This window comes from Streptomyces sp. MS19 (genome assembly GCF_047200595.1).
Taxonomy (GTDB): domain Bacteria; phylum Actinomycetota; class Actinomycetes; order Streptomycetales; family Streptomycetaceae; genus Streptomyces.
On record NZ_JBJZOH010000014.1, the window covers coordinates 101,297 to 125,192 of the forward strand.

Genomic DNA, 23,896 nt, shown 5'->3' on the forward strand with positions numbered 1-23,896 from the left:
GGACCGGGGCGGTGTGCGCCCGGCCCGCCTCAGGCCCGGCGGGCGCGGCTCACACCGGGTCCCCGGCGGCGGGGTCGGCCGCCGCCACCGCGATCGGCTCCGCCTCGTCGAACGACTGCCAGGACCCCGTGTAGTGGTCGTACGACCGCGCCAGGTCCTCCGGCGCGATGGCCCCGGGGGTGTCGGCGAGGGTGCGGCCGCGGTCGTCCGGGTTGGGCGCCGCGGCGGCCAGCAGCTTCGTGTACGAGTGCCGGGGGGTGAGGATGACGTCGTCCGCCGGGCCGCGCTCGACCACACGGCCGCGGTACATCACCAGGATCTCGTCGGAGAAGTGCCGGGCCGTGGCGAGGTCGTGCGTGATGTAGAGGACGGCGAGGCGGTCCTCGCGCTGGAGCCTCGCCAGCAGGTTGAGCACCCCGAGGCGGATCGACACGTCGAGCATCGACACCGGCTCGTCGGCCACGACGACCTGGGCGCCCGGCGCCAGCGCGCGGGCGATGGCCACGCGCTGGCGCTGGCCGCCGGACAGCTCGTGGGGCCGCCGGACGGCCATGTCGGCGGCCGGGGTCAGGTTGACGCGCTCCAGGAGCTGTTCGACGTGGCGGCGCGTCTCCTCGCGGCCGCGCGTCACACCGTGCAGGCGCAGCGGGCGGGCGATGTGGTGCTCGATGCTGTGGAACGGGTTGAGCGACGCGAACGGGTCCTGGAACACCATCTGCACGTGGTCCCGGTACCTGCGGTCCTGGATCGGCGCGCCGTCGTCGCCCGTGGCGGTGATCTCGCCGCCGGTGGGCCGCTCAAGACGCGCGATCATCCGCGCGACGGTGGACTTGCCCGAGCCGGACTCGCCGACGAGCGCGACGGTGCGGCCGGGGGTGAGGGTGAAGGACACGTGGTCCACGGCCCGCAGGCGGGCGCTGGAGAACCCCGAGCGGATGCGGAAGTCCTTCACCAGGTCGCGGACCTCTAGAGCGGTCATCGCGGTGCACCTTCGTTCGCGTCGGTGGAGTGCGGGCCGGCCGGGCGCGCGCTGGACTCGCCGGTGCGGACGAACGCGCCCCGTTCGCCGGTCAGGCTCGGGAAGGAGTCGAGCAGCTGACGGGTGTACGGGTGCCGCGGGCTCGCGTGGATCTCCGCGGCGGGGGCGTACTCGATGATCTCGCCCGCGCGCATCACGGCGATGCGGTCGCTCAGTTCGAGCAGCAGCGGCAGGTCGTGCGTGATGAAGACGACGGCGAAGCCCAGTTCGTCGCGCAGCCGCACGATCTCGCGCAGGATGCCCCGCTGGACGACCACGTCGAGCGCGGTGGTCGGCTCGTCCATGATCATCACCTGCGGGTCGAGCAGCATGGCCATGGCGATCATCACGCGCTGGCGCATGCCGCCGGACAGCTCGTGCGCGTACGAGCCGAGCCGCTTGGGATCGACGCCGACGAGGCGCAGGACCTCCTCGCAGCGTGCGCGGCGTTCGTCGCGCGGCATGTCAGGGCGGTGTGTGAGGAGCACGTCGTCGAGCTGCTCGTGCACGGTGATCACCGGGTTGAGCGAGTTCATCGCGCCCTGGAAGACCATCGAGAGCTTCGACCAGCGGAACTGCCGCAGCTCCTCGGCGCCGAGCGCCAGCAGGTCGATGTCCTCGCCGGAGCGGTCGTGGAAGGTGACCGTGCCCGACGAGACCTCGGCCGGGGGGCGGTGCAGGCGGTTGATCGCGTAGGCCAGCGTGGTCTTGCCGCAGCCCGACTCGCCCGCGAGCCCCAGGATCTCGCCGCGCCTGAGGGTGAGGGAGACGTCCTTCACCGCGTGCACGGGGGTGTCCGCGCGGTAGACGACGTTCAGGCCCTCGACCGTCAGGACCTTCTCGCGCCCGTCCTCGGCCGCCTCCACCGTGGCCGTGCCGGTCCGCGCCTCCGGGGCGACGGCGCCCGGTTCGACGCCGGTGCCCGAGCGGGACGCGCGGACACGCAGCTTGGGGTTGATGATCTCGTCGATGCTGAAGTTGATCAGCGAGAGGCCGCAGCCGAAGAACGCGATCATCAGGCCCGGCGGGACGAACCACCACCACGCCTCGTACTGGAGCGCCCAGCCGTTCTGGGCGAAGTACAGCATGGTGCCGAGCGTGTGCGAGTTGGTGGCGCCGAGGCCGAGGAAGGCGAGGCCGGCCTCGGAGAGGATCGCCGCGATGACGGCGAAGACGAACTGCGAGGCCAGCAGCGGCAGCAGGTTCGGCAGGATCTCCACCGAGACGATGCGCCAGCGCTTCTCTCCCGCGACGCGCGCGGCGGCCACGTAGTCCCGGTTGCGCAGGGACAGCGTCTGGGCGCGCAGCACGCGGGCGGACGCGGCCCAGCCCGTGACGGCGAGGACGACGGCGATCGTCCACCAGCCGCGGTCGGGGGCGGGGACGAACCCGGCGATCACGATGACCAGCGGCAGGCCGGGGATGACCAGCATGACGTTGGAGAACAGCGAGAAGCCCTCGTCCAGGGCGCCGCCGACGTACGCGCCGATGATGCCGAAGACGGCGGACAGCGCGGTGGCGAGGACGCCGACGAGCAGGCCGACCTGGAGCGAGCCCCGGGTCGCGTGCGCCAGCTGCGCGAGGACGTCCTGTCCTGTCTGGGTGGTGCCGAGCCAGAACTCGCCGCTCGGCGAGGTCATGCCCATGCTGTCGATGGCGTTCGGGTCGCCGGTGAACAGGGGGCCGAGGAGGCCGAACAGCGTGATACCGGCGACGAGGAGGAGTCCGACGGCCAGCTTCGGGGACCACGCGGGCAGCAGCGCGCGCAGGCCGCTGCCGCGTCCGGTGGGCGGCGCGGCGGACGCCGCCGCCTCCGCCTGGGGGGCGCCCTCGTCGGTCGCGCCGGTGAGCGGGCTGAGATGGGTCATGGGTGCCTGCTCCTTAGCTCAGTTCTCGACTCGGGTGCGGGGGTCGATGAGGCCGTAGAGCAGGTCGACGACCAGGTTGGCGCCGAGCACCGCCACGGTGATCACGAGGAAGATGCCCTGCATCAGGGCGTAGTCGTTGTTCTGCACCGACTCCAGCAGCCGTGAGCCGATCCCCGGGTAGGAGAAGACCTGCTCGGTGACGATGGAGCCCGAGACCACGAAGCCGAGGGAGATCGCGAACCCGGCCACGGAGGGCAGGACCGCGTTCCGCGCGGCGTAGCGGCGCATGATGCGGCTGGTGCGCAGGCCCTTGGCCTGGGCGGTGAGGACGTAGTCCTCGGCGACGGTGGAGACCATCATGTTGCGCATCCCGAGCAGCCAGGCGCCGACGGACGAGAGCACGATGGTGAGCGCGGGCAGGAAGCCGTGCTCGACCGTCGAGCTGATGAAGTCCCAGTTCCAGCCGGTGGACAGCGTCACGTCGTAGCCGCCGTTGAGCGGGAAGCAGCCGAGGTTGGTGGACAGGAGCAGGACGAGGATCAGCGCCAGCCAGAAGTACGGCACGGCGGCGAGCAGCGTGGTGGCCGGGACGAGGGTGTCCGTCCAGGAGCCGCGCTTCCAGCCGACCAGGGCGCCGAGCAGGACACCGATCGCGAAGGACAGGAAGGTCGCTATGCCGACCAGCACGATCGTCCACGGCAGGGAGTCGCCGATGACGTCGGTCACGTTCGCGGGGAACTGGCTGACCGAGACGCCCAGGTCGCCCGTGAACAGGTTGCCCAGGTAGTCGGTGTACTGGTTCCACAGCGGGGCGCCGCTGTCCGTGCCGAGCATCAGCTCGAACGCCTCGCGGGCCTCCGGGGTGACCGAGCCGCCACGCTGCTGGAGCTTCGCCAGCAGCGTGTCGACCGGACTGCCCGGCATCATTCGCGGAATGAAGAAGTTGAGGGTCAGTGCCGCCCACAGGGCGATGACGTAGAACCCCAGCTTCCGGGCGTAGTACCTCATGGCTGGACGTCACTCACCGTTGGGCGCGAGGCGGAGGAAGATCTCCGCCTGGTCGGGGCGGCTCCAGATCGCGGGGAACGCGTACAGGTTCACGTTGGTGGGCCAGCCGCTGAACTTCTCGGCGTTGAACTCGGTGGTGGTGCCGTTGGTCAGGACGGGGATGTACGGCATCTCCTGCTCCAGGGCCTCCTGGATGACGTCGTAGTACTGCATCCGGTCGGAGTCCGACGGGGCCAGCTGGCCGAGCTGGTCGATGGCCTCGTCCACCTCCGGGTTGGCGTACCGGGCGTAGTTCGTGGAGGAGGCGGTGCCGACCTCGGCGGTGTTCGCGCTGTGGAAGAAGTAGCTGTAGACGTAGTACGGGTCGGGGGCCGGGCCGGGGGCCAGCGAGTCGATCATCAGCTGGTAGTTGCCGGTGGCGCGGGAGTCCGCCATCTCGTTCCACGAGACCTGCTGCACCGTCAGCTCGATGCCGGCGGCGGCCACCTGCTCCGCCATCGTGTTGAGCGTGGTGATGTAGTCGTTCCAGCCCGCGACGACCGAGACGGTCATGGAGGCGCGCCGGCCGTCCTTCTCGAAGACGCCGTCGTCGCCCCGGCTGTAGCCGGCGGACTCCAGCGCCTGCTCGGCCCGCGCGGTGTTGGGCGACATCGGCACGATGCGGTTGGTCAGGCGGGCCGAGATGTAGGCCGCGTCGCGGTCCGGGAGCGCGAAGCCGGGCGACATCTCACCGGCGGTGTCCTGGAACGCGAGGGAGTTGATCTGCTCGCGGTCCATCGCGAAGTAGATCGCCTGGCGCACGGCCGGGTCGGTCTGCGCACCCTCGCAGCCCAGCTCCGTGTTCGAGCAGGCGTTGAGCACGATCTGGTTCATCGGGACGGTGATCGCCTTGTAACCGGGGTACTGGCGCTCGACGTTGGCGATGTCGGGGACCGGCCCGGTGTTCATGTCGATCTCGCCGGCGGCCAGCGCGTCGGCGGCGGCCTGGTTGCCCGAGAGCGAGCGGTAGCGCACGTTCTTCAGCTCGGGCTCGCCGTCCCAGTACTCCGGGTTGGCGGTGAGGACGAACGACTGCGGCTTGAAGTCGCTCAGCGTGTAGGGGCCGGTGCCGACGGGCTCGGCGATCGGGTCGGTGACCGGGTCGGCTATCCGGCTCCACAGGTGCTCGGGCACGATCCACGTCTTGCCGAGCAGCTGGGGGCCGTCCATGAAGGAGGGCTCGTCGAACGTGACGCGCACCTCCGTCGGGCTCACGACCTCCGTCTCGCCCTCGAAGCCGACCGCGTTCATGGCGGGCTGGGCGATCAGCATGTCGAACGTGAACTTCACGTCGTCGGCCGTGAAGGGCTCGCCGTCGGACCAGGTCACGTCCTCGCGCAGGGTGATGGACAGCTCGGTGCCGTCGTCGTTCCACGCGTACTCGGTGCCGAGCTTGGGTGACGGCTCGGCCTGGGAGGCGATGTTGTAGAAGAACAGCGGCTCGAAGATGCTGCCCGGCCCCTCGATGAACGACTGGGAGAACGGGTTGAAGTTGGCGGTGTAGTCGGTGGCCTGTCCGGCGTAGACCACCAGGGTGTCGGTGGGGGTGGAGCTGCCGCCCCCGTCCGAACCGCCGCACCCGGACACGAGGAGGCCGACCGAAACCGCTCCGATCGCCGCCGTGCGCACCCGTCGCCTTACGTGCAGGGACATATTCGTTCCTCTCAGAGCCTGCCCCACCGTTGGGGCATGGGCGGAGTCACCCAGGGGTATGTGATTGTTAAGCCGCCGAATTAACGAAGTCAACCCCGGCAAGACACGAACAGACAACGACACGCGTGGAGTTGACCCTCGCTGTCCGCGACGGACCGGACACGGCGCGGCGAAAGTGACACGAACTCACCTCCACCGGCGCATTCCCTCTGGCGTGTGGCTTCGTCAGGCAAATAAACTAAGCAACGCACAGCGTCACCGTCGCAGCACACCCGGGTTGCGCACTCCTGTGCACGATGCGGAGGAGCCAGTGAGCGGACCGGCGGGAGCCACCCCGCACGCCAGCAGCAGGGCAGCCGTCCTCGACGTCATCCGGGCCGCGGGCACCATCAGCAGGGTGGGGCTCGTCAACGCGACCGGTTTCACGGGCGCGACCATCTCCACCGTGGTCAGGCGCCTGATCGACGACGGCCTCGTCCTGGAGACCGGCCGCGCCGAGTCCACCGGCGGCAAACGCAGGGTGCTGCTCCAGCTCAACCAGTCCTCCCGGTTCGCCGTGGGCGTGCACCTCGACCACGCGGGCATCACCTACGTCCTCACCAACCTGGGGGGCTCGGTGGTGGCCCGGATGTCCCGCGCGGGCGTCGGCACGGACGACCCCCCCGTCGTCGTGGCGAGAATGGCCACGGAGGTCGACGCCCTGATCGAGGGCGCGGGCATCGACCGCGGCAGGGTCCTCGGCCTCGGACTCGTCGCCCCCGGGCCCATGAACCAGACGAGCGGCATGCGGCTCGTCCCGCCCGCCATGCGGCACTGGGACGACTTCCCGCTCGACCGCGAACTCCAGTCCGCCACCCGGCTGCCCGTCGTGCTCGACAACGACGCGACGGCCGCCGCGCTCGGCGAGCACTGGTCGGGCGATGTCGGGGGCACCCCGACCTTCGCCGCGATCTACATGGGCACCGGCATCGGCGCGGGCCTGATGGTCAACGGCATCACCTTCCGCGGCGCGAGCGGCAACGCCGGGGAGATCGGGCACGTCTGCCTCGACGCGGACGGCCCCGAGTGCTGGTGCGGCGCGCGGGGCTGTACCGAGGTACTGGCGGGCCCCGGCGCGGTCGTCGAGGCCGCGCGCGCCGACCCGGCGGTGGCGCGCGCGGCGGGACTGGCCACGGGACCGGCCGAACGGCCCCGCCGCCTCGCCGACTTCGCGGCCGTCACCCGCGCCGCGCTGCGGGGCGAGCCCGGCGCCAGGGCGCTGCTGGAGCGCTCGGCGCGGAACCTGGCGGTGGCCGCGCGGACGCTGGCCAACGTGATGGACCTGGAGCAGATGGTCCTCACCGGCCCGAGCCTCGCCATCGCCGGCTCCATCTACCTGCCGGTCGTCCAGGGCGAGCTGGACCGCGCGTTCTTCGCCCGCGCCACGCACGGCGTGACGGTGCGGCTGTCCCGGTCGGCGGCGACCGCGCCCGCCATCGGGGCGGCGGCGCTCGTCCTCCAGTCGGAGCTGGTGCCGCTGCGCGAGGGCCTGCGGCTGCCGGACAACCTCGCCGACGCCGAGCCCGCCGCCCCGTCCGCGCCCCGCTGACCGCCTTGGGTCCGGCGCACCCGTCCGGGTGATCCGGTGGCGCGCGCCCCCGGCGGACCGACGCGCGGGTGGGCGCACGCGTGCCGTCGCTGTCGCGAAAGGCGCCGGTCGAAGTCTCGGCTGCCGCAAGCCCGTTCGGCGCCGGTGTCCACTAAAGGGTTAATTGGCGCTCCCCCGCACATGACCCCGCGCGGAGGCGGGGACACATCGGTCGTCCAGGGGAAAGACGCCGGAACGCGGCGGTCCTCGACGATTGGAGCGCCGGAGTGGATACCTCCGACAAGGTATGGGCCTGTCCGTTCGACTTCGCGGACGGCCTTGAGTTCGACCCGTTGCTTCGGCAACTGATGACGGAGGCACCCGTCGCCCGCATCCGCATGTCCTACGGGGAGGGCGAGGCCTGGCTCGTCACCCGCTACGAGGACGTGCGCCTGGTGACGACCGACCGCAGGTTCAGCAGGGCGGCGGTGGCGGGACGCGACTTCCCGCGCATGACGCCCGCGCCGATCGTGCAGTCGGAGTCGATCAACCTGCTCGACCCGCCGGCCAGCAACCGGCTCAGGAAGCTGGTCTCCCAGGCGTTCACCGCGCCGAAGGTGGAGGCCATGAAGCCGAAGACGCAGCGGATCGTCGACACGCTGCTCTCCGGCCTGGAGGACCACGGCCCGCCCGCGGACCTCGTCAAGCACGTGTCGATGCAGCTGCCGCTGACGACCATCTGCGAAGTGCTCGACATCCCGGAGGCGGACCGGCCCGAACTGCGGCGCCGGGCCATCGCCATGATGTCCGTCGGCGCGGCCACCAAGGAGGCGGCGGTCCGTGCCAAGGCGGAGCTCCGGACGTACTTCGCGGACCTCACCCGGCGCCGCCGCGCGGATCCGGGTGACGACCTGATCAGCTCGCTCGCCGTCGCCAAGGACGGTGACGACATCCTCGGCGCGGACGAGCTGACCGTCATGGCCATGGTCCTGCTGATGACCGGGCACGACACGAGCACCTACCAGCTCAGCAACATCGTCTACACCCTGCTCACCCGGCCCGAGCAGCTCGCCAGGCTGCGCGCCGAGCGCGGGCTGCTCCCGCGGGCGCTGGAGGAGTTCCTCCGGTTCATCCCGTTCCGCAAGGGCGTCGGCATCCCCCGGGTGGCCACGGAGGACGTGGCGGTCGGCGGTGTGCTGATCAGGAAGGGGGAGGCCGTACACGTCTCCTACCTGGCCGCCAACCGGGACCCGGCACGCTTCGAGCGGCCGGACGAGCTGGACATCGACCGGCCCGCGTCGCCGCACATGACGTTCGGCTGGGGAGCGCACCACTGCATCGGCGCCCCGCTGGCGCTGATGGAGCTGGAGCTGGCGATCGGGAGCCTGCTGGAACGGTTCCCGCGGCTCACACTCGCCGTGCCGCCCGAGGAGGTCAGGTGGAACGACGAGTCGATCTGGCGCTACCCGTACGAGCTGCCGGTCACCTGGTGACCTGGCGGCACGCCCGCCCCCGCCGGCCCGCGCCCGCGCCCGCGCCCGCGCCCGCGCAGCACACACCACCCGCACCGCGGACGTCCACGTCACCGGCGCCCGCGCCACCCGCACCACCGAACAGCCATCGATACCACGGCGGCCACGCCCGTGAACGCCGGAGCAAGGGGAGGGGATCGATTCATGGCGACCCTGTGCAGACCGTCCATCGCCGTTCCTGAGCACGTCCTCACTGTCGAGGACACCCTGGAACTCGCCCGCACCATGCACGCCGACCACCCGCAGCTCGGCCTCGCGCTGCGGCTGATCGCGAACACGGGGGTGCAGACCCGGCATCTCGTCCAGCCCATCGAGGAGACGCTGAAGCACCCGGGCTTCGAGGCGCGCAACAAGGTCTACGAGGCCGAGGCCAAGCGGCGCGTGCCGCAGGTCGTCTACGGGGCCCTGGACCACGCGGGCCTCGGCGTGCGCGACATCGACCTCATCGTCTACGTGTCGTGCACCGGCTTCATGATGCCGTCGATGACGGCCTGGCTGATCAACACGCTCGGCTTCCGCCCGGAGACCCGGCAGCTGCCCATCGCCCAGCTGGGCTGCGCCGCCGGCGGGGCGGCCGTCAACAGGGCGCACGACTTCTGCCTGGCCTACCCGGACGCGAACGTGCTGATCGTCGCCTGCGAGTTCTGCTCGCTGTGCTACCAGCCGACCGACCTCGGCGTCGGGTCGCTGCTGTCCAACGGGCTGTTCGGCGACGCCGTCGCGGCGGCCGTCGTCCGCGGCCAGGGCGGCACGGGCGTCCGCCTGGAGCGCAACGGGTCGCACCTCGTGCCCGACACGGAGGACTGGATCTCGTACGCCGTGCGGGGCACCGGCTTCCACTTCCTGCTGGACAAGCGGGTGCCCACGACGATGAAGATGCTGGCCCCCGCGCTGCGGACGCTGGCCTCGCAGCACGACTGGGACATGGCGGGGCTCGATTTCCACATCGTCCACGCGGGCGGGCCCCGCATCCTGGACGACCTCTGCCACTTCCTCGGGGTCGCGCCGGAGATGTACCGCTACAGCAGGGCGACGCTCACCGAACGGGGCAACATCGCCAGCTGCGTCGTGTTCGACGCGCTGGAGCGGCTGTTCGCCGACGGCGGCGCGGCGGAGGCGGCGCGCGGTGTGATCGCGGGCTTCGGCCCGGGGATCACCGCGGAGATCTCGCTCGGTTCCTGGAGCACGGCCCGGGGGACCGTGGGCGGCCAGGCCCGCAGGGCCGAGCAGGCCGGGGTCGCCTGACGGTCAGCGCGCCGGGCTGCCGCTGTCCGCGTCGCGGACGCGGTCGAAGTACGCCTCCACCACCGTGTCGTGGCCGGGGAAGGCCAGGGGGACGGGCTTGTCGAGCACGAGCCACTCGGTGGTCTCGTCGGTGGGGGCGGACTCCGGCAGGTCGGCGTGGTCCACGGGCGGCAGCAGGCCGTAGACGTTGACCGTGCGGTCGCCGCTGTGCACCTGGAAGAGGGTGACGCCGGTGGCGTCCGCGATCAGCCCCGTCTCCTCGCGCAGCTCGCGGACGACGGACTCCTGCCAGGTCTCGCCCAGCTCCATGTATCCGCCCGGCAGGGCCAGTTCGCCCCGGCACGGCTCGATGTCGCGCCGGACGACGACGAGTCCGGTGCCGTGCGCCATCCTGACCTGGAGCATGGCGACGGCGACGGGCAGCGGGTTGGCCCACTGCGTCTCGCCGCAGCCGGGGCAGTCGCGCGGCCACAGGGCGTCGGCCGCGTAGGCCGTGCCGCAGAAGGGGCAGTGGGAGATGGTCCTGCCATAGGTGTAGGCCATGGGTGACCCGCCTTTCTCACGCTGGTGTCATGCTGTCATCGCGCCTGGTCACGGCGCGGCAGGCCGGTGGCCCGCGACGACACGCGTCAGGGTTTCCGGCCCACACCGCCGAAGATGTCGAGCTCTTCTCCAGGCTCCGGCGTCCTGGTCCCGGGACGCCACTGCGAGCAGGGAACGAAACCCGGCTCGACCAAGTCGAGTCCGTCGAAGAAGACGCCCAGCTCCTCCGGAGACCTCAGGTGGTAGGGGACGGCGCCGCTCTCGTTGTACTCCTGCTGCGCGGCCACGCACGCCTTCGCGAAGACGTTGGTGCCGTCGCTCAGGACGAGGTGGCTGCCGGGCGGCACCGCGGCGACCAGCCGGCCGACGACGGCCCGCGCCTCCGCGTACGAGGCGACGTGGCCGAGGACCCCGCTGAGGATCAGGCCGACCGGCCGCGCCAGGTCGAGCGTGCGGGCGGCGGCGTCGAGGATGACGTCGGGCTGCCGCAGGTCGGCGTACACGTAGTCGGCCGCCCCGTCGGGGCCGCTGATCAGCAGGGCCCGCGCGTGGGCGAGGACGAGCGCGTCGTTGTCGACGTAGACGATGCGTGACTCGGGGGCGATGCGCTGCGCGATCTGGTGGGTGTTGTCGGCGGTGGGCAGGCCCGTCCCTATGTCGACGAACTGCCGTAGCCCCGCGTCGGCGGCGAGGTGGTGGACGGCCCGGGTCAGGAAGCCGCGGGACGCCTTGACGAGCTGGGTGATCTCCGGGTAGGTCGCGCGGTAGCGTTCCCCCGCGGCACGGTCCACCTCGTAGTTGTCCTGGCCGCCCAGCCAGTAGTTCCAGATCCGCGCCGAGTGGGGCACCGAGATGTCGATCATGGGTGCTTCGTCGGTCACGGGGCATTTCTCCTGTACTGCTGTGCTGGGTGGTGCTCTGGCTCGGGTGACCGCGCGGATCGCCGTGCCGCGGAACCACCTGTTGGCCCGTCCCACGGTGATCAATGACAGCACGGGATCATAGACGCCGCCTATCGCTTGGTCGATAAAACGTCATGAACGGATGACGTCGGCCGCCGGGACGTGCTGTGCGGCAGTGGACGGTGACAGTGCGTCACCATTTCGGCCGGTCGCGCGGCCGGTCGCGCGGCCGGCCGACTCCCCCGGCGCGGCACGCTGTCCAGCGGCCGGCCCGTGCGGCGCGGCGTCGTCGCCGGTCAGGGGCAGCAGGGCGTGGACGGCGGCGCGTCCGGCGCGGCCGGCGCCCACGGTGCTGGCGGACGGCCCGTAGCCGACGAGGTGGACGCGCGGGTCGCGGACGGCGCCCGTGCCGTCGAGCCTGATGCCGCCGCCCGGCTCGCGCAGGCCGAGCGGCGCGAGGTGGTCGACGGCCGCGCGGAAGCCGGTCGCCCACACAATCGTGTCGGCGGCGAGGACGGTCCCGTCGTCCCACACCACGCCCTCGGGGACGATCCGGCGGAACATGGGCCGCCGCGCCAGCAGGCCGCGTTCCCTGGCTTCGCGCACCGCCTCCGTCATCACGAGGCCGGTGACCGACACCACGCTCTGCGGCGGCAGCCCGCGGCTCACGCGGTCGGCCACCAGCGCGACGGCCGCCCTGCCCCGCTCCTCGTCGAACGGGGTGTCGCGGATGACGGGCGGCCTGCGGGTGACCCAGGTGGTCTGGGCGGCCGTGGCGCTGATCTCCAGCAGGTGCTGCACGGCGGAGGTGCCGCCGCCGACGACGATCACCCGGCGTCCCGCGAACGCCTGGGGGCCGGGGTAGGAGGCGGTGTGGAGCTGGCGGCCGGCGAACGACTCGCGGCCGGGCACGTACGGCCAGAACGGGCGGTCCCAGGTACCCGTCGCGTTGATCAGGCCACGCGCGCTCCACTCCCCCGCCGATGAGGTCACGAGCAGCCGCCCGTCGCCGGTGTCCCGCACGGATGACACGTCCACGGGGCGCAGGACGCGCAGGCCGAAGGCGCGCTCGTAGGCGTCGAAGTACTCGCCGACGACCTCGGACGAGGGCCGGCCGGGGTCGGCGCCCGTGAGCTCCATGCCGGGCAGGGAGTGCATGCCGTGCAGGCCGCCGTAGGTCAGGGTGGGCCAGCGGTACTGCCAGGCGCCGCCGGGCCGCGGGGCGTGGTCGAGGACGACGAAGCCGGGTCCGGGCTTCAGACCGTGGTGCCGCAGGTGGTGGGCGGCCGAGAGCCCGGACTGGCCCGCCCCGACGACGACGATCCGCGTGTGCTCCATGCCCGGTGAACGCTCCCGGCCGCCCGTGGCTTCCCGCGGCCGGGCGGCGGGGGCGGGAGACTGGGCGGTGTGGACTGTGTGTTCTGTGCGATCGCGGCGGGCGAGGCGCCCGCCCACCGGGTGTACGAGGACGGGGTGGCGGTGGCGTTCCTGGACATCAGGCCGCTGTTCCCCGGCCACACGCTGGTCGTGCCCAGGCGGCACGTGGAGACGCTGACGGACCTGGCGGACGGGGACGTCGGGCCGTACTTCTCGCGTGTGCGGCGGCTGGCGCTGGCGGTGGAGCGCGGGATGGGGGCGGACGGGTCGTTCGTCGCGGAGAACAACCGGGTGAGCCAGTCCGTGCGGCACCTGCATGTCCATGTGGTGCCACGCCGCCGCAAGGACGGGCTGCGGGGGTTCTTCTGGCCGCGCGGGCGGTACGCGGACGAGGCGGAGGCGGCGGCGGTCGCCGCGCGTGTGCGGGAGGCGGCGGCGTGACGGCGGAGCGGTGGGCCGTCAGCCGGGCGGGGGTGTGAGGACGTCGGCCAGGTCGAAGCGCATGGGCTGCTCCAGCTGCTCGTAGGTGCAGCTGTCCGGCGTGCGGTCGGGCCGCCAGCGGCGGAAGCGCGCGGTGTGGCGGAACCGGTCGCCCTGCATGTGGTCGTACGCCACCTCGCACACCCGCTCGGGCCGCAGCGGGACCCACGACAGGTCCTTGCCGCCGCTCCAGCGGCTCGGGGCGCCTGGCACGCGGGTCGCGCCGTCCCCGGCGTGCCCGCCGGCCCAGGGGTGTCCGGCGGGGTCGTCCGTCACGAGCGGCGCCAGCTCGTCCATCAGCTCGCGGCGGCGGCGCATGGGGAACGCGGCGCAGACCCCGACGTGCTGGAGCGTGCCCCCGCCGTCGTACAGGCCGAGCAGCAGCGAGCCGACGACGGGGCCGCTCTTGTGGTGCCGCAGGCCCGCGACCACGCAGTCGGCGGTGCGCTCGTGCTTGATCTTGAGCATCACCCGTTCGCCCGGGTGGTAGCGCAGGTCGGGGGACTTGGCGACGATGCCGTCGAGCCCGGCGCCCTCGTAGCGGCCGTACCAGTCGCGCGCCGTCTCCAGGTCGCGCGTGGCGGGAGCGAGGTGGAGCGGCGGCCGGGCGCCGCGCAGGGCGTCGGCGAGGGCGGCGCGGCGTTCGGCCAGCGGCGTGTCGAGGAGCGCGGCGTCGCCGAGGGCGAGCAGGTCGAAGGCGACGAACGCGGCGGGTGTGCGCTCGGCGAGCTGCCGGACGCGGGAGGCGGCGGGGTGGATGCGTTCCTGGAGCGCGTCGAAGTCGAGGCGGCCCCGGTGGACGACGACGATCTCACCGTCGACGACGCAGCGGGGCGGGAGCGCGGCGCGCAGCCCCTCCACCAGCTCGGGGAAGTAGCGGTTCAGCGGCTTGGCCGTGCGGCTGGCGATCTCCAGCTCGTCGCCGTCGCGGAAGACGAGGGCGCGGAAGCCGTCCCACTTGGCCTCGTAGTGCAGTCCCGGCGGGATGTCGGCGACGGGCTTGGCGAGCATCGGGGCGAGGGGCGGCAGCACCGGCAGATCCATGCCCGGATTATCCGCGATTGTCCGCAAGGGCGGGGTCCCGAGCGGTCCGGCGGGCGCGTCCGGGCGGGCCGTCCTACGGTGGCGGCATGGCGGACGCGATACAGCTCGACGTCGGCGGCCGGACCGTCCGGCTGTCGCATCCGGACCGGGTGTACTTCCCGGAGCGCGGCTTCACCAAGCTGGACCTGGCCAGGTACTACATCGCGGTCGGCGACGGCGTGGTGCGGGCGCTGCGCGGGCGGCCGACGACGCTGGAGCGCTACCCCGAGGGCGTGACGGGCGAGTCGTTCTTCCAGAAGCGGGCGCCGAAGAACCTGCCGTCGTGGATCCCGACCGGCAGGATCGCCTTCCCCAGCGGGCGGTACGCGGACGAGATCTGCCCGGACGAGACGGCGGCCGTCGTGTGGGCGGCGAACCTGGGGTGCCTCACGTTCCACCCGTGGCCGGTGCGGCGCGACGACACCGAGCACCCGGACGAGCTGCGCATCGACCTCGACCCGCAGCCGGGCACGGACTACGCGGACGCGGTGCGCACGGCGCTTGACCTGCGGGAGGTGCTCGACGGCCTCGGGCTGCGGGGCTGGCCGAAGACGTCGGGCGGGCGGGGGCTGCACGTGTTCGTGCCGATCGCGCCGCGCTGGACGTTCCCGCAGGTGCGGCGGGCGGCGATCGCCATCGGGCGCGAGCTGGAGCGGCGGGCGCCCGACCGCGTCACGACGGCCTGGTGGAAGGAGGAGCGGGGGGAGCGGATCTTCGTGGACTACAACCAGACGGCGCGCGACCGTACCGTGGCGAGCGCGTACTCGGTGCGGCCCACGCCCCGGGCGACCGTCTCCGCGCCGCTGCGCTGGGACGAGGTGCCCGACGCGCGGCCCGGGGACTTCGACCTGGCGTCGATGCCCGGCAGGTTCGCCGAGGCGGGCGACGTGCACGCGGACATGGAGGGCGAGGCGTTCGTCCTCGACGCGGCGCTCGACCTCGCCGCGCGGGACGAGCGCGAACACGGCCTGGGGGACCTGCCGTATCCGCCGGAGCATCCGAAGGCGGCGGGCGAGCCGGCGCGGGTGCAGCCGAGCAGGGCGAGACGGCCCCGGAGGGCCTGAAGGTCACAGCCCTGTATGTACTCATGAACGAATGGTCGGACTTATTGACGTCACCTCCGGTCAACTCTAAGTTGACTCAGCCGTCGTACACCGCTGTACGTTCGCGCTCGGGAGGGTAACCATGCGTACCAGCAGCTGGATTCTGTCCGGCGTCGTCGTCTTGCTCGTGGCGGCGTCGGCCGTGGTCCGACTGATGATCTATCCGGCGGTCCACCAGCTGCCGTCGGACACGGACAGCGTCTTCGAGTACACCGGCACGGCCTCGACGCTCAACGCCGCCGCACTGGAGACGGGCGACCTGGCGAACGCGCTGCTCACCGACGTACCGGTGACGCTCGACCGGCACGTGCGGGTGATCGACACGGACGGCGGGACCGCCGTGATCAGCGACGAGGTCGTCATGACGGGGCCCAACGACACACAGCTGTCGGCGACTTCGCACCGCTGGTCCGTGGACCGCACCGACCTGGAGGACCGCCCCGCCCCCCAGGACTCGGGGGCCGAGCTGCACCAGGGCCTGGTGATCTCCTGGCCGCTCGAACCGGAGGAGCGCGACTACACCTTCTGGGACCCGACCACGGCCACCGAGGCCCCCGCCGTCTACGACAGGACGGAGGACGTCGAGGGACGTGAGGCGTACGTCTACACCATCGACGCCGCCGGCCCGCTGGGCGACCCGTCGATCATCGAGAACCTGCCGACCTCGCTGCCCCGCGACGTGCTGGCCGGCCTCGCCGAGACGCTCCCCGCCGAGCAGCGGCCCGACCCGGCGGGCCTGGCCCAGCTGCCCGAGACGGTCCCGCTGACCTACGCGGCGACCACCCAGCGCGTGGCGTGGATCGACTCGGGGACCGGCGCGGTGCTCAACGGCTCGCTCCAGCAGACGATCGTCGCGCAGACCGAGGGCCCCGGCGGCCCGGTGACGCTCGCGCCCGTCAGCTCGATGTCGGTCGAGGGCACCCCGGAGGGCATCGCGGAACGCGCGGACGACGCCGACTCGAACGGGCGCGCCCTGTGGCTGGTCGGCTTCCTGCTGCCGGTGGGCCTGCTGGTCCTCGCCGTGCTGCTGGCCGCGTTCGTGATCTGGCGCGAGATCAGGACGCGGCGCGGCGCGGGCGCCGGGCGGGAGCCCGCCGCGGCGGTCTGACGCACGGCGCGCCGCGCGAGGCGGGCGGGGTGGCACCGCCGCGGGCCCTCAGGGCTTGCGGGCCACCCCGCCCGCCTGTCCGATGTCCTCGGGCTGGTCGCCCGACGGCGTGATGTCGGGCCGCCAGCGCGGGACCTGGACGACGCCCGGCGGGACGAGGTCGAGGCCGTCGAAGAACCCGGCGATCTCGTCCATCGGCCGCAGGCGGTAGGGGATGGCGCCCGAGGCGTTGTACTCGCCCTGCGCGCGGACGTACACGGGGTCGGTGTCGGTGCCCTCGTTGAGCGAGAGGTAACTGCCGGACGGCAGGCCCGCCATGAGGCGCCGGACGATGTCCCGCGCCTCCCCGTACGTCGCGACGTGCCCCAGGATGCCGCTCAGGATCAGGCCGACCGGCCGGTCGAGGTCGAGCGTCCCGGCGGCGCGGGCGAGGATGTCCTCGGGCTCCTGGAGGTCGGCCTCGATGTACCGGGTGACGCCCTCGGGCGTCGAGCTGAGCAGCGCGTGGGCGTGCAGCAGGACGAGCGGGTCGTTGTCCACGTACACGACGCGTGACTCGGGGGCGACGCGCTGGGCGATCTGGTGGGTGTTGTCGACGGTCGGCAGGCCGGTGCCCACGTCGAGGAACTGACGGAGCCCCGCGTCCTGCGTGAGGTAGCGGATGGAGCGGGCGAGGAAGGCGCGGGAGGCCCGCGCGATGTCCACGATGCCGGGGAACGAGCGGCAGTACGCGTCGCCCGCGGCGCGGTCCACCTCGTAGTTGTCGGTACCGCCGAGCCAGTAGTTCCAGATGCGGGCGGAGTGCGGCACGCTCTGGTCGATCTTGGACACGGGTTCGGACCGGGGGGCCGCCGCGTCGGCGGCGGCGGAATCGGAGTCGTCAGCGGCGTCGGTCATGGCCTCAGCTCCTGCGGTGCGTCCTGCAAAGCCGTGTCCACAACGTAGCGCACCACGCCCTGGGCGCACGGGATCAACCGCCGTCCCGCGCGGAGCCGGGCGCCAGCGAGACGACGGTCCGCACCGCCGTGGCGACCTGGGCGTCCGTCAGGTCCGCGCGGGCGGTGAGCCGCAGCCTCGCCACGCCGTCCGGGACCGAGGGCGGGCGGAAGCAGCCGACGGCGACGCCCGCGGCGCGGCACCGTTCGGCCCATGCGACGGCCGCGTCGGGCGACGGGGCGCGCACGGACACCACGGCGGCGTCGGGGCGCACCGCTGTCAGGCCCGCCGCCGTCAGCCCGTTGTGCAGGGCGGCGGCCACCGCGCGGGTACGCGCGGGGCGGTCGGGCTCGCGGCGCAGGACGCGCAGCGCGGCGAGGGCCGCTCCGGTCGCGGCGGGGGCGAGTCCGGTGTCGAAGATGAACGTGCGGGCCGCGTTGACCAGGTGCGCGACGACCCGGGCCGGGCCGAGGACGGCGCCGCCCTGGCTGCCGAGCGCCTTGGACAGGGTGACGGTCGCGACGACGTCGGGCGCGCCCGCGAGCCCGGCGGCGGCCGTGGCGCCGCGCCCGCCGTCGCCGACGACGCCGAGGCCGTGGGCGTCGTCGAGCACCAGCGCGGCGCCGTGCTCGCGGCAGACGGCGGCGAGCGGGCCGAGCGGCGCGGCGTCGCCGTCCGTGGAGAAGACGGTGTCGCTCACGGCGAGGGTGCGTCCCGGGTAGCCGGTCAGGGCCTTGCCGAACGCGGCGGGGTCGGCGTGCGGGACGACGGTGACGGCGGCGCGGGACAGGCGGCAGCCGTCGATCAGCGACGCGTGGTTGCCCGCGTCGGAGACGACGAGGGTGCCGCGCCCGGCGAGCGCGGTGAGGACGGCGAGGTTGGCGGCGTACCCGGAGGCGAACACGAGGGCGGCCTCGAAGCCGCAGAAGGCGGCGAGTTCGGCCTCCAGGCGCGCGTGCAGTGCGGTGCTGCCGGTGACGAGGCGGGAGCCGCCCGCCCCGGCGCCCCACCGGTGGGCGGCCTCGGCGGCGGCGGCCGTGACCTCGGGGTGGCGGCCGAGGCCGAGGTAGTCGTTGCCCGCGAGGTCGAGGAACGCGGCGTCCGCCGCGCGCGGACGCAAAACGCGGGTGAGCCCGGCGCGGCGGCGGGTCTCGGCGGCGTCGTCGAGCCAGGCGAGGACCCGCCGCGGGTCCGTGCCGTCGTCCGGCGTGCGGTCGTCCGGCATCGTGGCCTCCCGGCACGGGTGACTGCCGGCGGGGCGCTCGCCGGCTGTGGAGTGCATCTACCGGTTGTGGAATGCATATAAAAGATAGTGGCCCGCGCCGCTCCGTGACAGGCCGTCACGGACACACTCCGGACGTTCGCTTTGTGGGATTCCGCCTTTCCGGTGGGGCTGTCTCTGGGCGAGGATCGGGGCATGGATCTGCTGAGCACCCTGCTGAACACCCTGGTGGACAAAGGGCTCCGCCGCGAGACGCCGACCCGTGACGAGGCACTCGCCGTGCTGGCGACCACCGACGACGAGCTGCTCGACGTCGTCGCCGCGGCGGGCAGGGTGCGGCGCCAGTGGTTCGGGCGCCGGGTGAAGCTGAACTACCTGGTGAACCTGAAGTCCGGCCTGTGCCCCGAGGACTGCTCCTACTGCTCGCAGCGGCTCGGCTCGCGCGCCGGGGTGCTGAAGTACACCTGGCTGAAGCCCGGCGAGGCCGCCGACGCGGCGAGCGCCGGTGTCGCGGGCGGGGCGAAGCGCGTCTGTCTGGTCGCCAGCGGCCGCGGCCCGACCGACCGGGACGTGGACCGCGTCTCGGAGACCATCGCGGCGATCCGCGAGCGGCACGGCGAGGTGGAGGTGTGCGCCTGCCTCGGGCTGCTGTCCGACGGCCAGGCGGAACGGCTGCGGGAGGCGGGCGCCGACGCGTACAACCACAACCTCAACACGTCCGAGGCGACGTACGGCGACATCTGCACGACCCACGAGTTCGCCGACCGCGTGGACACCGTCCGCAGGGCGCAGGGGGCCGGTCTCTCGGCGTGCTCCGGGCTGATCGCGGGGATGGGCGAGAGCGACGCGGACCTCGTGGACGTCGCCCTCGCGCTGCGTGCCCTGGACCCCGACTCGGTGCCGGTGAACTTCCTGATCCCCTTCGACGGCACGCCGCTGGCGGGCGAGTGGAACCTGACGCCGCAGCGCGCGCTGCGCGTCCTGGCGATGGTCCGCTTCGTCTGCCCCGACGTGGAGGTGCGCCTCGCGGGCGGCCGGGAGCTGCATCTGCGGTCGCTCCAGCCGCTCGCGCTGCACCTGGTGAACTCGGTCTTCCTCGGCGACTACCTGACCAGCGAGGGCCAGGCGGGCAAGGCGGACCTGGAGATGATCGCGGACGCGGGCTTCGAGGTGGAGGGCGCGGGCGAGACGACGCTGCCGGGGCACCGCGCGGACCTGGTCGCCGTGCGGCGGCGCGGCGCGGGCACGGAGCTGCCGCCCAATGCCTGAGCCGGGCCGCGTGCGCGAACTGCTCGATCTGGACCGGCGGCACGTGTGGCACCCGTACGGGCCCATGCCCGGCGTCACGGAGCCGCTGCTGGTCGAGTCGGCGTCCGGTGTGCGGCTGCGCCTGGCCGAGGAGGCGTACGGGCGGCGCGAGCTGGTGGACGGCATGGCGTCGTGGTGGTCGGCGGTGCACGGCTACAACCACCCCGTGCTCAACGAGGCGGTCACCGGGCAGCTCGGCCGCATGAGCCACGTCATGTTCGGCGGGCTCACGCACGAGCCCGCCGTGCGGCTGGCCGAGCGGCTGGTCGCGGTCACGCCGGAGCCGCTGCGGCACGTGTTCCTGGCCGACTCGGGCTCGGTGTCGGTCGAGGTGGCGCTCAAGATGTGCTTGCAGTACTGGCGTTCGGCCGGGAAGCCGGGGAAGCGGCGGCTGCTGACCTGGCGCGGCGGCTACCACGGCGACACATGGCACCCCATGTCGGTGTGCGACCCCGACGGCGGGATGCACGCGCTGTGGTCGGGCGCGCTGCCCCGGCAGGTGTTCGCCGAGGTCCCGCCGTCCGGCTTCGGCGCGGGCGTCGATCCCGCGTACGAGCGGCAGCTGCGGGACATGGTCGCGCGGCACGCGGACGAGGCGGCGGCCGTGGTGGTCGAGCCCGTGGTGCAGAACGCGGGCGGCATGCGCTTCCACTCCCCCGGCTACCTGCGGGTGCTGCGGGAGGCGTGCGACGAGCACGGGGTGCTGCTGGTGTTCGACGAGATCGCGACCGGCTTCGGGCGCACAGGGCCGCTGTTCGCGGCGGAGCACGCGGGCGTCGCGCCGGACGTGATGTGCGTCGGCAAGGCACTGACCGGCGGCTACCTGACGATGGCGGCGGCCCTGTGCACGACGCGGGTGGCGGAGGGCATCTCGCGCGGCGAGGTGCCGGTGCTGGCGCACGGGCCGACGTTCATGGGGAACCCGCTGTCGGCCGCCGTCGCGAACGCCTCGATCGACCTGCTCCTCGGGCAGGACCTGCCGGGCACGATCAGGCGGATCGAGTCCGGGCTGCGCGAGGGGCTGGCGGAGGCGGCGGGGCTGCCGGGCGTGCGGGACGTACGGGTGCTCGGCGCCATCGGCGTCGTGCAGCTCGACCACCCCGTGGACATGGCGGCGGCCACGCGGGCGGCGGTGCGGGCGGGCGTGTGGCTGCGCCCGTTCGGCGACCTGATCTACACGATGCCGCCCTATGTGACGGACGACGACGACCTCGCGCTGATCTGCGCCGCCGTGCGCGACGCGGCGCTGGCCGGATGACGGGCGGGGCGGACGGAAGGGAGCGGCGCGTGGACGGGCCGACGGGCGTGCTGGTGGTGACCGGCACGGGCACCGGGGTGGGCAAGACGGTCGTGACCGCGGCGCTGGCCGCGGCCGCGCTGGCGCGCGGGCGGACGGTGGCCGTGCTCAAGCCCGCGCAGACAGGGGTCGCCCCGGGCGAGCCGGGGGACGTCGCGGAGGTCACGCGCCTCGCCGGGCCGGTGACGGCGGTCGAGCCCGCCCGTTACCCCGAGCCGCTCGCCCCGGCGACGGCGGCACGGCGCTCGGGGCTGCCGCCGGTCGATCCGGCCGTGATCGCCAAGACGGCGCGGGCACTGGCGGAGGAGCACGACCTCGTGCTGGTCGAGGGGGCGGGCGGGCTGCTGGTGCGCCTGGACGACGCCGGGGCGACGATCGCCGGGGTCGCCGGGCTGCTGCGCGCCCCCGTCCTCGTCGTGGCGGCGGCCGGACTCGGCACGCTCAACGCCTCGGAGCTGACCGCCGAGGCCCTGCGCGCTCGCGGACTGGCCTGCCCGGGGATCGTCGTCGGCAGCATGCCGGCCGCGCCGGGACTGGCGGAGCGCTGCAACCTGACCGACCTGCCCGCCGTGACGGGCCTCCCGCTGCTCGGCGTCCTCCCGGCGGGCGCCGGGTCGCTGCCGCCGGAGGTCTTCAGGGCCGCCGCGTCCGGCTGGCTCGCGGAGCCGCTCGGCGGCCCCGGGCGGTGGTAGCGGCGTTCACGCGCTGTCGCCCAGGGTGTCGATGCGGGCGAGCAGCGGCGGCGTCCAGTGGCGGCCGTACGCGGCGCGCAGGCCGGCGCGGCGCCAGTCGCGGCCGGTGACGGCGCCCCGGCAGCGCGGGCTGCCGCAGCGGCAGTCCATCGACCACTCCTCGACGCCGGTCAGCGTCGCGTAGTCCACGGTCAGCTCCTCCCCGGCGGCGACCGCGCGGCGGGTGACGGTGGTGAGCGCGTCGCGGAACCACAGGTTCGGGTCGCAGGAGTGGTTGCCGAAGCGGGCCGGGGTCTCCGGGTCGAGCAGCAGGTGCAGGCCCTCGGCGACGGCCAGGCTGCTGTGCGGCGGGGTGAGGGCGGCGAGCGCGGCGTCGTCGACGAGCCGGCCGCCGAACCGCTGGACGGCCTGCCCTGCCGGGATCGGCGCGGCGGCGAACAGCCCGAGGCCCCCGATCGGCGAGGGCCGGACGACGGCCCGCGGGTCGAGCAGGCTCTCGGTCGGCGGAGGGTGCGCCAGCATGCGCCGGATGCTACGAGCCGGGTACGGGTGGTGCCAGTGAGTTTCGGCACCCCTCGCCGGGGCACCCGCTGGGACCGAGGTGATGAGGAAATGGCTGAACGGCTCAGCAACGCATACGGCATACACCACGCCCCCTGGCGGTCCGCCGCGGAACCCGTCCGCGAGGACCCGGACGAGGCCCTGCATCTCGCCCCGCGCTGGCAGACGCCCGCCGCGGCGCAGGACGGGGCGCCCCGGGCGGACGAACGGCCCGAGACCGACTGAGCGCCCGGCGCACGCGGGCGGAGGTGATCACGCGATGACCACGCGCACGGAACAGCGGGAGCGGACGGCGCACGCCGTGCTCGACCGCTGCGGACGCACGTACGCGGACGAGGCCGGTATCCGGCTGCGGAACACGCCGGGACCCCTCTACCAGCTGCTGGTGACGGCGCACCTGCTGTCGGCGCGTATCCGGGCCGACGTCGCCACCTCGGCGGCGCGGGCGCTGTTCGACGCGGGGATGCGCGACCCCCGGAAGATGCGGGACGCGACCTGGCAGCAGCGCGTGGACGCCCTCGGCGCCGGCCACTACCGGCGCTACGACGAACGGACCGCCGCGCAGCTCGGCGAGGAGGCGGCCGGCGTCCTCGACCGTTACGGCGGCGACCTGCGCGGGCTGCGCGGTGACGGCGACGGGCAGGCGGGGAAGCGGCTGACGGAGTTCCGCGGGATCGGCCCCGCCGGGGCGGACATCTTCCTGCGGGAGGCGCAGGCGGTGTGGCCCGAGTACGCGCCGTACGCCGACCGCAAGGTGCTCGACGGCGCCGAGCGCGTCGGGCTGCCCAGGTCGGCGAAGGCGCTGGGCGGGCTGGTGCCGGACGACGACACCGCGCGTCTGACGGCGGGGCTGGTCCGCGTGGCGCTCGACGCGAAGCTCGCGCGTGCCGTGAAAGCCGCCGCGGCGGCCTGACCGCCACGTTTTCCCGCGCGCGGGGCGGGGGACCCGGTGGGCACGAGTCCGCCCCCACCCGACTCGACCCGACAGGGGAGGCAACATGGCCGACACCGAGGCACTGGAGATCGACGCGCTGTGGGCCGAGTTCCACAACGCGGTGAACATGACGTCCCAGGAGCTCGCCGCCTGGCTGCGGACGAGCAGCGCGGGCGAGGACACCGAGGAGCCGCCGGAGAACTCCGGGAGCGACCAGGGCCGCGGTGTCCTGGCGATCCTGCGGAAACGGCAGATGGACCTCACCGACGCCGACATCGAGCTGATGTACGACGTGGTGGACGAGGTCACCGCCGAGCGGGAGGCCGGGCCCAGGCCGTCCGTGCCGGAGCCCGACTGGCGCCACCGGCTGATGACGCTGGGACACGACCCGCTGCGGTCCGAGAGCGCCTGACGGCTCCC

23 protein-coding genes are annotated in these 23,896 nt (G+C 73.4%); 12 read left to right on the forward strand and 11 right to left on the reverse strand.

The features are described from left to right. Nucleotides 1-49: 49 nt before the first annotated feature. From ACL02R_RS16325 to ACL02R_RS16340, 4 genes are read right to left on the reverse strand one after another with little or no spacing between them, the layout of a single operon-like run. The gene (locus ACL02R_RS16325) at nt 50-979 is read right to left on the reverse strand and encodes an ABC transporter ATP-binding protein (RefSeq protein ID WP_412797636.1); all 930 of its coding nucleotides are present in this window, start codon (nt 977-979) and stop codon (nt 50-52) included. Then, a complete protein-coding gene (locus tag ACL02R_RS16330) occupies nt 976-2,886 on the reverse strand; it encodes a dipeptide/oligopeptide/nickel ABC transporter permease/ATP-binding protein (RefSeq protein WP_412797637.1) in 1,911 nt (636 codons plus the stop codon). Before ACL02R_RS16330 ends, ACL02R_RS16325 begins: the two co-directional genes overlap by 4 nt. An 18-nt stretch (nt 2,887-2,904) precedes the next feature. Beyond that, on the reverse strand, nt 2,905-3,894 hold the full coding sequence (locus tag ACL02R_RS16335; protein WP_412797638.1) for an ABC transporter permease: 990 nt from the start codon (nt 3,892-3,894) through the stop codon (nt 2,905-2,907). A gap of 9 nt (nt 3,895-3,903) precedes the next feature. Beyond that, nucleotides 3,904-5,586 (reverse strand): ABC transporter substrate-binding protein, encoded by a 1,683-nt coding sequence (locus ACL02R_RS16340; RefSeq protein WP_412797639.1) that lies wholly within the window; start codon nt 5,584-5,586, stop codon nt 3,904-3,906. Between the two features lie 310 nt (nt 5,587-5,896). Between ACL02R_RS16340 and ACL02R_RS16345 the strand changes: the two genes are divergently transcribed. From ACL02R_RS16345 to ACL02R_RS16355, 3 genes are all read left to right on the forward strand, one after another. After that, complete coding sequence (locus ACL02R_RS16345; protein ID WP_412797640.1) at nt 5,897-7,174, forward strand: ROK family transcriptional regulator; 1,278 nt, start codon at nt 5,897-5,899, stop codon at nt 7,172-7,174. Between the two features lie 266 nt (nt 7,175-7,440). Further along, nucleotides 7,441-8,646, forward strand: coding sequence for a cytochrome P450 (locus ACL02R_RS16350; protein ID WP_412797641.1), 1,206 nt, complete (start codon nt 7,441-7,443; stop codon nt 8,644-8,646). Nucleotides 8,647-8,829: 183 nt separating this feature from the next. Then, nucleotides 8,830-9,930, forward strand: coding sequence for a type III polyketide synthase (locus tag ACL02R_RS16355; RefSeq protein ID WP_412797642.1), 1,101 nt, complete (start codon nt 8,830-8,832; stop codon nt 9,928-9,930). A 3-nt stretch (nt 9,931-9,933) separates the two neighbouring features. On the opposite strand, the gene ACL02R_RS16360 is transcribed toward ACL02R_RS16355, so the two are convergent. From ACL02R_RS16360 to ACL02R_RS16370, 3 genes are all read right to left on the reverse strand, one after another. Next, nucleotides 9,934-10,473 (reverse strand): NUDIX domain-containing protein, encoded by a 540-nt coding sequence (locus ACL02R_RS16360; RefSeq protein ID WP_412797643.1) that lies wholly within the window; start codon nt 10,471-10,473, stop codon nt 9,934-9,936. 86 nt (nt 10,474-10,559) lie between these two features. Beyond that, complete coding sequence (locus ACL02R_RS16365) at nt 10,560-11,336, reverse strand: SAM-dependent methyltransferase (RefSeq protein ID WP_412797664.1); 777 nt, start codon at nt 11,334-11,336, stop codon at nt 10,560-10,562. Nucleotides 11,337-11,507: 171 nt separating this feature from the next. Further along, the gene (locus ACL02R_RS16370; RefSeq protein WP_412797644.1) at nt 11,508-12,713 is read right to left on the reverse strand and encodes an NAD(P)-binding domain-containing protein; all 1,206 of its coding nucleotides are present in this window, start codon (nt 12,711-12,713) and stop codon (nt 11,508-11,510) included. Between the two features lie 69 nt (nt 12,714-12,782). On the opposite strand from ACL02R_RS16370, the gene ACL02R_RS16375 reads away from it, so the two are divergent. Continuing rightward, nucleotides 12,783-13,193, forward strand: coding sequence for an HIT family protein (locus ACL02R_RS16375; RefSeq protein WP_412797645.1), 411 nt, complete (start codon nt 12,783-12,785; stop codon nt 13,191-13,193). Nucleotides 13,194-13,211: 18 nt separating this feature from the next. Here the strand turns inward: ACL02R_RS16375 and ACL02R_RS16380 are convergent, their stop codons facing one another. After that, nucleotides 13,212-14,276, reverse strand: coding sequence for an ATP-dependent DNA ligase (locus ACL02R_RS16380; RefSeq protein WP_412797646.1), 1,065 nt, complete (start codon nt 14,274-14,276; stop codon nt 13,212-13,214). An 86-nt stretch (nt 14,277-14,362) separates the two neighbouring features. Here ACL02R_RS16380 and ligD point away from each other — a divergent pair, with 86 nt between their 5' ends. Both ligD and ACL02R_RS16390 read left to right on the forward strand, forming a co-directional pair. Further along, nucleotides 14,363-15,379, forward strand: a complete 1,017-nt coding sequence (ligD, locus tag ACL02R_RS16385) for a non-homologous end-joining DNA ligase (RefSeq protein WP_412797647.1) — start codon at nt 14,363-14,365, stop codon at nt 15,377-15,379. Between the two features lie 121 nt (nt 15,380-15,500). Beyond that, nucleotides 15,501-16,526 (forward strand): porin PorA family protein, encoded by a 1,026-nt coding sequence (locus ACL02R_RS16390; RefSeq protein ID WP_412797648.1) that lies wholly within the window; start codon nt 15,501-15,503, stop codon nt 16,524-16,526. Nucleotides 16,527-16,574: 48 nt separating this feature from the next. Here ACL02R_RS16390 and ACL02R_RS16395 read toward each other — a convergent pair whose 3' ends face one another. Together ACL02R_RS16395 and ACL02R_RS16400 are read right to left on the reverse strand one after the other, a co-directional pair. Next, entirely contained in the window at nt 16,575-17,423 is an 849-nt protein-coding gene (locus ACL02R_RS16395; protein ID WP_412797649.1) for an SAM-dependent methyltransferase, read from the reverse strand. A gap of 73 nt (nt 17,424-17,496) precedes the next feature. After that, nucleotides 17,497-18,687, reverse strand: coding sequence for an 8-amino-7-oxononanoate synthase (locus ACL02R_RS16400; protein WP_412797665.1), 1,191 nt, complete (start codon nt 18,685-18,687; stop codon nt 17,497-17,499). 192 nt (nt 18,688-18,879) lie between these two features. Here ACL02R_RS16400 and bioB point away from each other — a divergent pair, with 192 nt between their 5' ends. From bioB to bioD, 3 genes are read left to right on the forward strand one after another with little or no spacing between them, the layout of a single operon-like run. Then, on the forward strand, nt 18,880-19,953 hold the full coding sequence (gene bioB / locus ACL02R_RS16405) for a biotin synthase BioB (RefSeq protein WP_412797650.1): 1,074 nt from the start codon (nt 18,880-18,882) through the stop codon (nt 19,951-19,953). Continuing rightward, entirely contained in the window at nt 19,946-21,250 is a 1,305-nt protein-coding gene (locus ACL02R_RS16410; RefSeq protein WP_412797651.1) for an adenosylmethionine--8-amino-7-oxononanoate transaminase, read from the forward strand. The genes bioB and ACL02R_RS16410 overlap by 8 nt, the downstream gene beginning before the upstream one ends. A gap of 29 nt (nt 21,251-21,279) precedes the next feature. Beyond that, on the forward strand, nt 21,280-21,981 hold the full coding sequence (bioD, locus tag ACL02R_RS16415; protein ID WP_412797652.1) for a dethiobiotin synthase: 702 nt from the start codon (nt 21,280-21,282) through the stop codon (nt 21,979-21,981). A 6-nt stretch (nt 21,982-21,987) separates the two neighbouring features. On the opposite strand, the gene ACL02R_RS16420 is transcribed toward bioD, so the two are convergent. Further along, the gene (locus ACL02R_RS16420; protein ID WP_412797653.1) at nt 21,988-22,503 is read right to left on the reverse strand and encodes an SET domain-containing protein; all 516 of its coding nucleotides are present in this window, start codon (nt 22,501-22,503) and stop codon (nt 21,988-21,990) included. A 90-nt stretch (nt 22,504-22,593) separates the two neighbouring features. Here ACL02R_RS16420 and ACL02R_RS16425 point away from each other — a divergent pair, with 90 nt between their 5' ends. The 3 genes from ACL02R_RS16425 to ACL02R_RS16435 all read left to right on the forward strand — a co-directional run bounded on the left by ACL02R_RS16425 (nt 22,594) and on the right by ACL02R_RS16435 (nt 23,888). Next, entirely contained in the window at nt 22,594-22,767 is a 174-nt protein-coding gene (locus tag ACL02R_RS16425) for a hypothetical protein (RefSeq protein ID WP_412797654.1), read from the forward strand. Nucleotides 22,768-22,801: 34 nt separating this feature from the next. Next, a complete protein-coding gene (locus ACL02R_RS16430) occupies nt 22,802-23,455 on the forward strand; it encodes an endonuclease (protein WP_412797655.1) in 654 nt (217 codons plus the stop codon). An 85-nt stretch (nt 23,456-23,540) separates the two neighbouring features. Then, nucleotides 23,541-23,888, forward strand: coding sequence for a DUF3140 domain-containing protein (locus ACL02R_RS16435; protein WP_412797656.1), 348 nt, complete (start codon nt 23,541-23,543; stop codon nt 23,886-23,888). The last annotated feature ends 8 nt before the right edge of the window (nt 23,889-23,896 follow it).

Coding starts and splice junctions, on each gene's coding strand:
- ACL02R_RS16435 (WP_412797656.1), top strand. CDS start 23,541: ATGGCCGACACCGAGGCACTGGAGATCGACGCGCTGTGGGCCGAGTTC.
- ACL02R_RS16360 (WP_412797643.1), bottom strand. CDS start 10,473: ATGGCCTACACCTATGGCAGGACCATCTCCCACTGCCCCTTCTGCGGC.
- bioB (WP_412797650.1), top strand. CDS start 18,880: ATGGATCTGCTGAGCACCCTGCTGAACACCCTGGTGGACAAAGGGCTC.
- ACL02R_RS16425 (WP_412797654.1), top strand. CDS start 22,594: ATGGCTGAACGGCTCAGCAACGCATACGGCATACACCACGCCCCCTGG.
- ACL02R_RS16325 (WP_412797636.1), bottom strand. CDS start 979: ATGACCGCTCTAGAGGTCCGCGACCTGGTGAAGGACTTCCGCATCCGC.
- ACL02R_RS16335 (WP_412797638.1), bottom strand. CDS start 3,894: ATGAGGTACTACGCCCGGAAGCTGGGGTTCTACGTCATCGCCCTGTGG.
- ACL02R_RS16340 (WP_412797639.1), bottom strand. CDS start 5,586: ATGTCCCTGCACGTAAGGCGACGGGTGCGCACGGCGGCGATCGGAGCG.
- ACL02R_RS16400 (WP_412797665.1), bottom strand. CDS start 18,687: ATGCCGGACGACCGCACGCCGGACGACGGCACGGACCCGCGGCGGGTC.
- ACL02R_RS16355 (WP_412797642.1), top strand. CDS start 8,830: ATGGCGACCCTGTGCAGACCGTCCATCGCCGTTCCTGAGCACGTCCTC.
- ACL02R_RS16365 (WP_412797664.1), bottom strand. CDS start 11,336: ATGATCGACATCTCGGTGCCCCACTCGGCGCGGATCTGGAACTACTGG.
- ACL02R_RS16380 (WP_412797646.1), bottom strand. CDS start 14,276: ATGGATCTGCCGGTGCTGCCGCCCCTCGCCCCGATGCTCGCCAAGCCC.
- ACL02R_RS16390 (WP_412797648.1), top strand. CDS start 15,501: ATGCGTACCAGCAGCTGGATTCTGTCCGGCGTCGTCGTCTTGCTCGTG.
- ACL02R_RS16430 (WP_412797655.1), top strand. CDS start 22,802: ATGACCACGCGCACGGAACAGCGGGAGCGGACGGCGCACGCCGTGCTC.
- ACL02R_RS16330 (WP_412797637.1), bottom strand. CDS start 2,886: ATGACCCATCTCAGCCCGCTCACCGGCGCGACCGACGAGGGCGCCCCC.
- ACL02R_RS16370 (WP_412797644.1), bottom strand. CDS start 12,713: ATGGAGCACACGCGGATCGTCGTCGTCGGGGCGGGCCAGTCCGGGCTC.
- ACL02R_RS16410 (WP_412797651.1), top strand. CDS start 19,946: ATGCCTGAGCCGGGCCGCGTGCGCGAACTGCTCGATCTGGACCGGCGG.
- ACL02R_RS16395 (WP_412797649.1), bottom strand. CDS start 17,423: ATGACCGACGCCGCTGACGACTCCGATTCCGCCGCCGCCGACGCGGCG.
- ligD (WP_412797647.1), top strand. CDS start 14,363: ATGGCGGACGCGATACAGCTCGACGTCGGCGGCCGGACCGTCCGGCTG.
- ACL02R_RS16420 (WP_412797653.1), bottom strand. CDS start 22,503: ATGCTGGCGCACCCTCCGCCGACCGAGAGCCTGCTCGACCCGCGGGCC.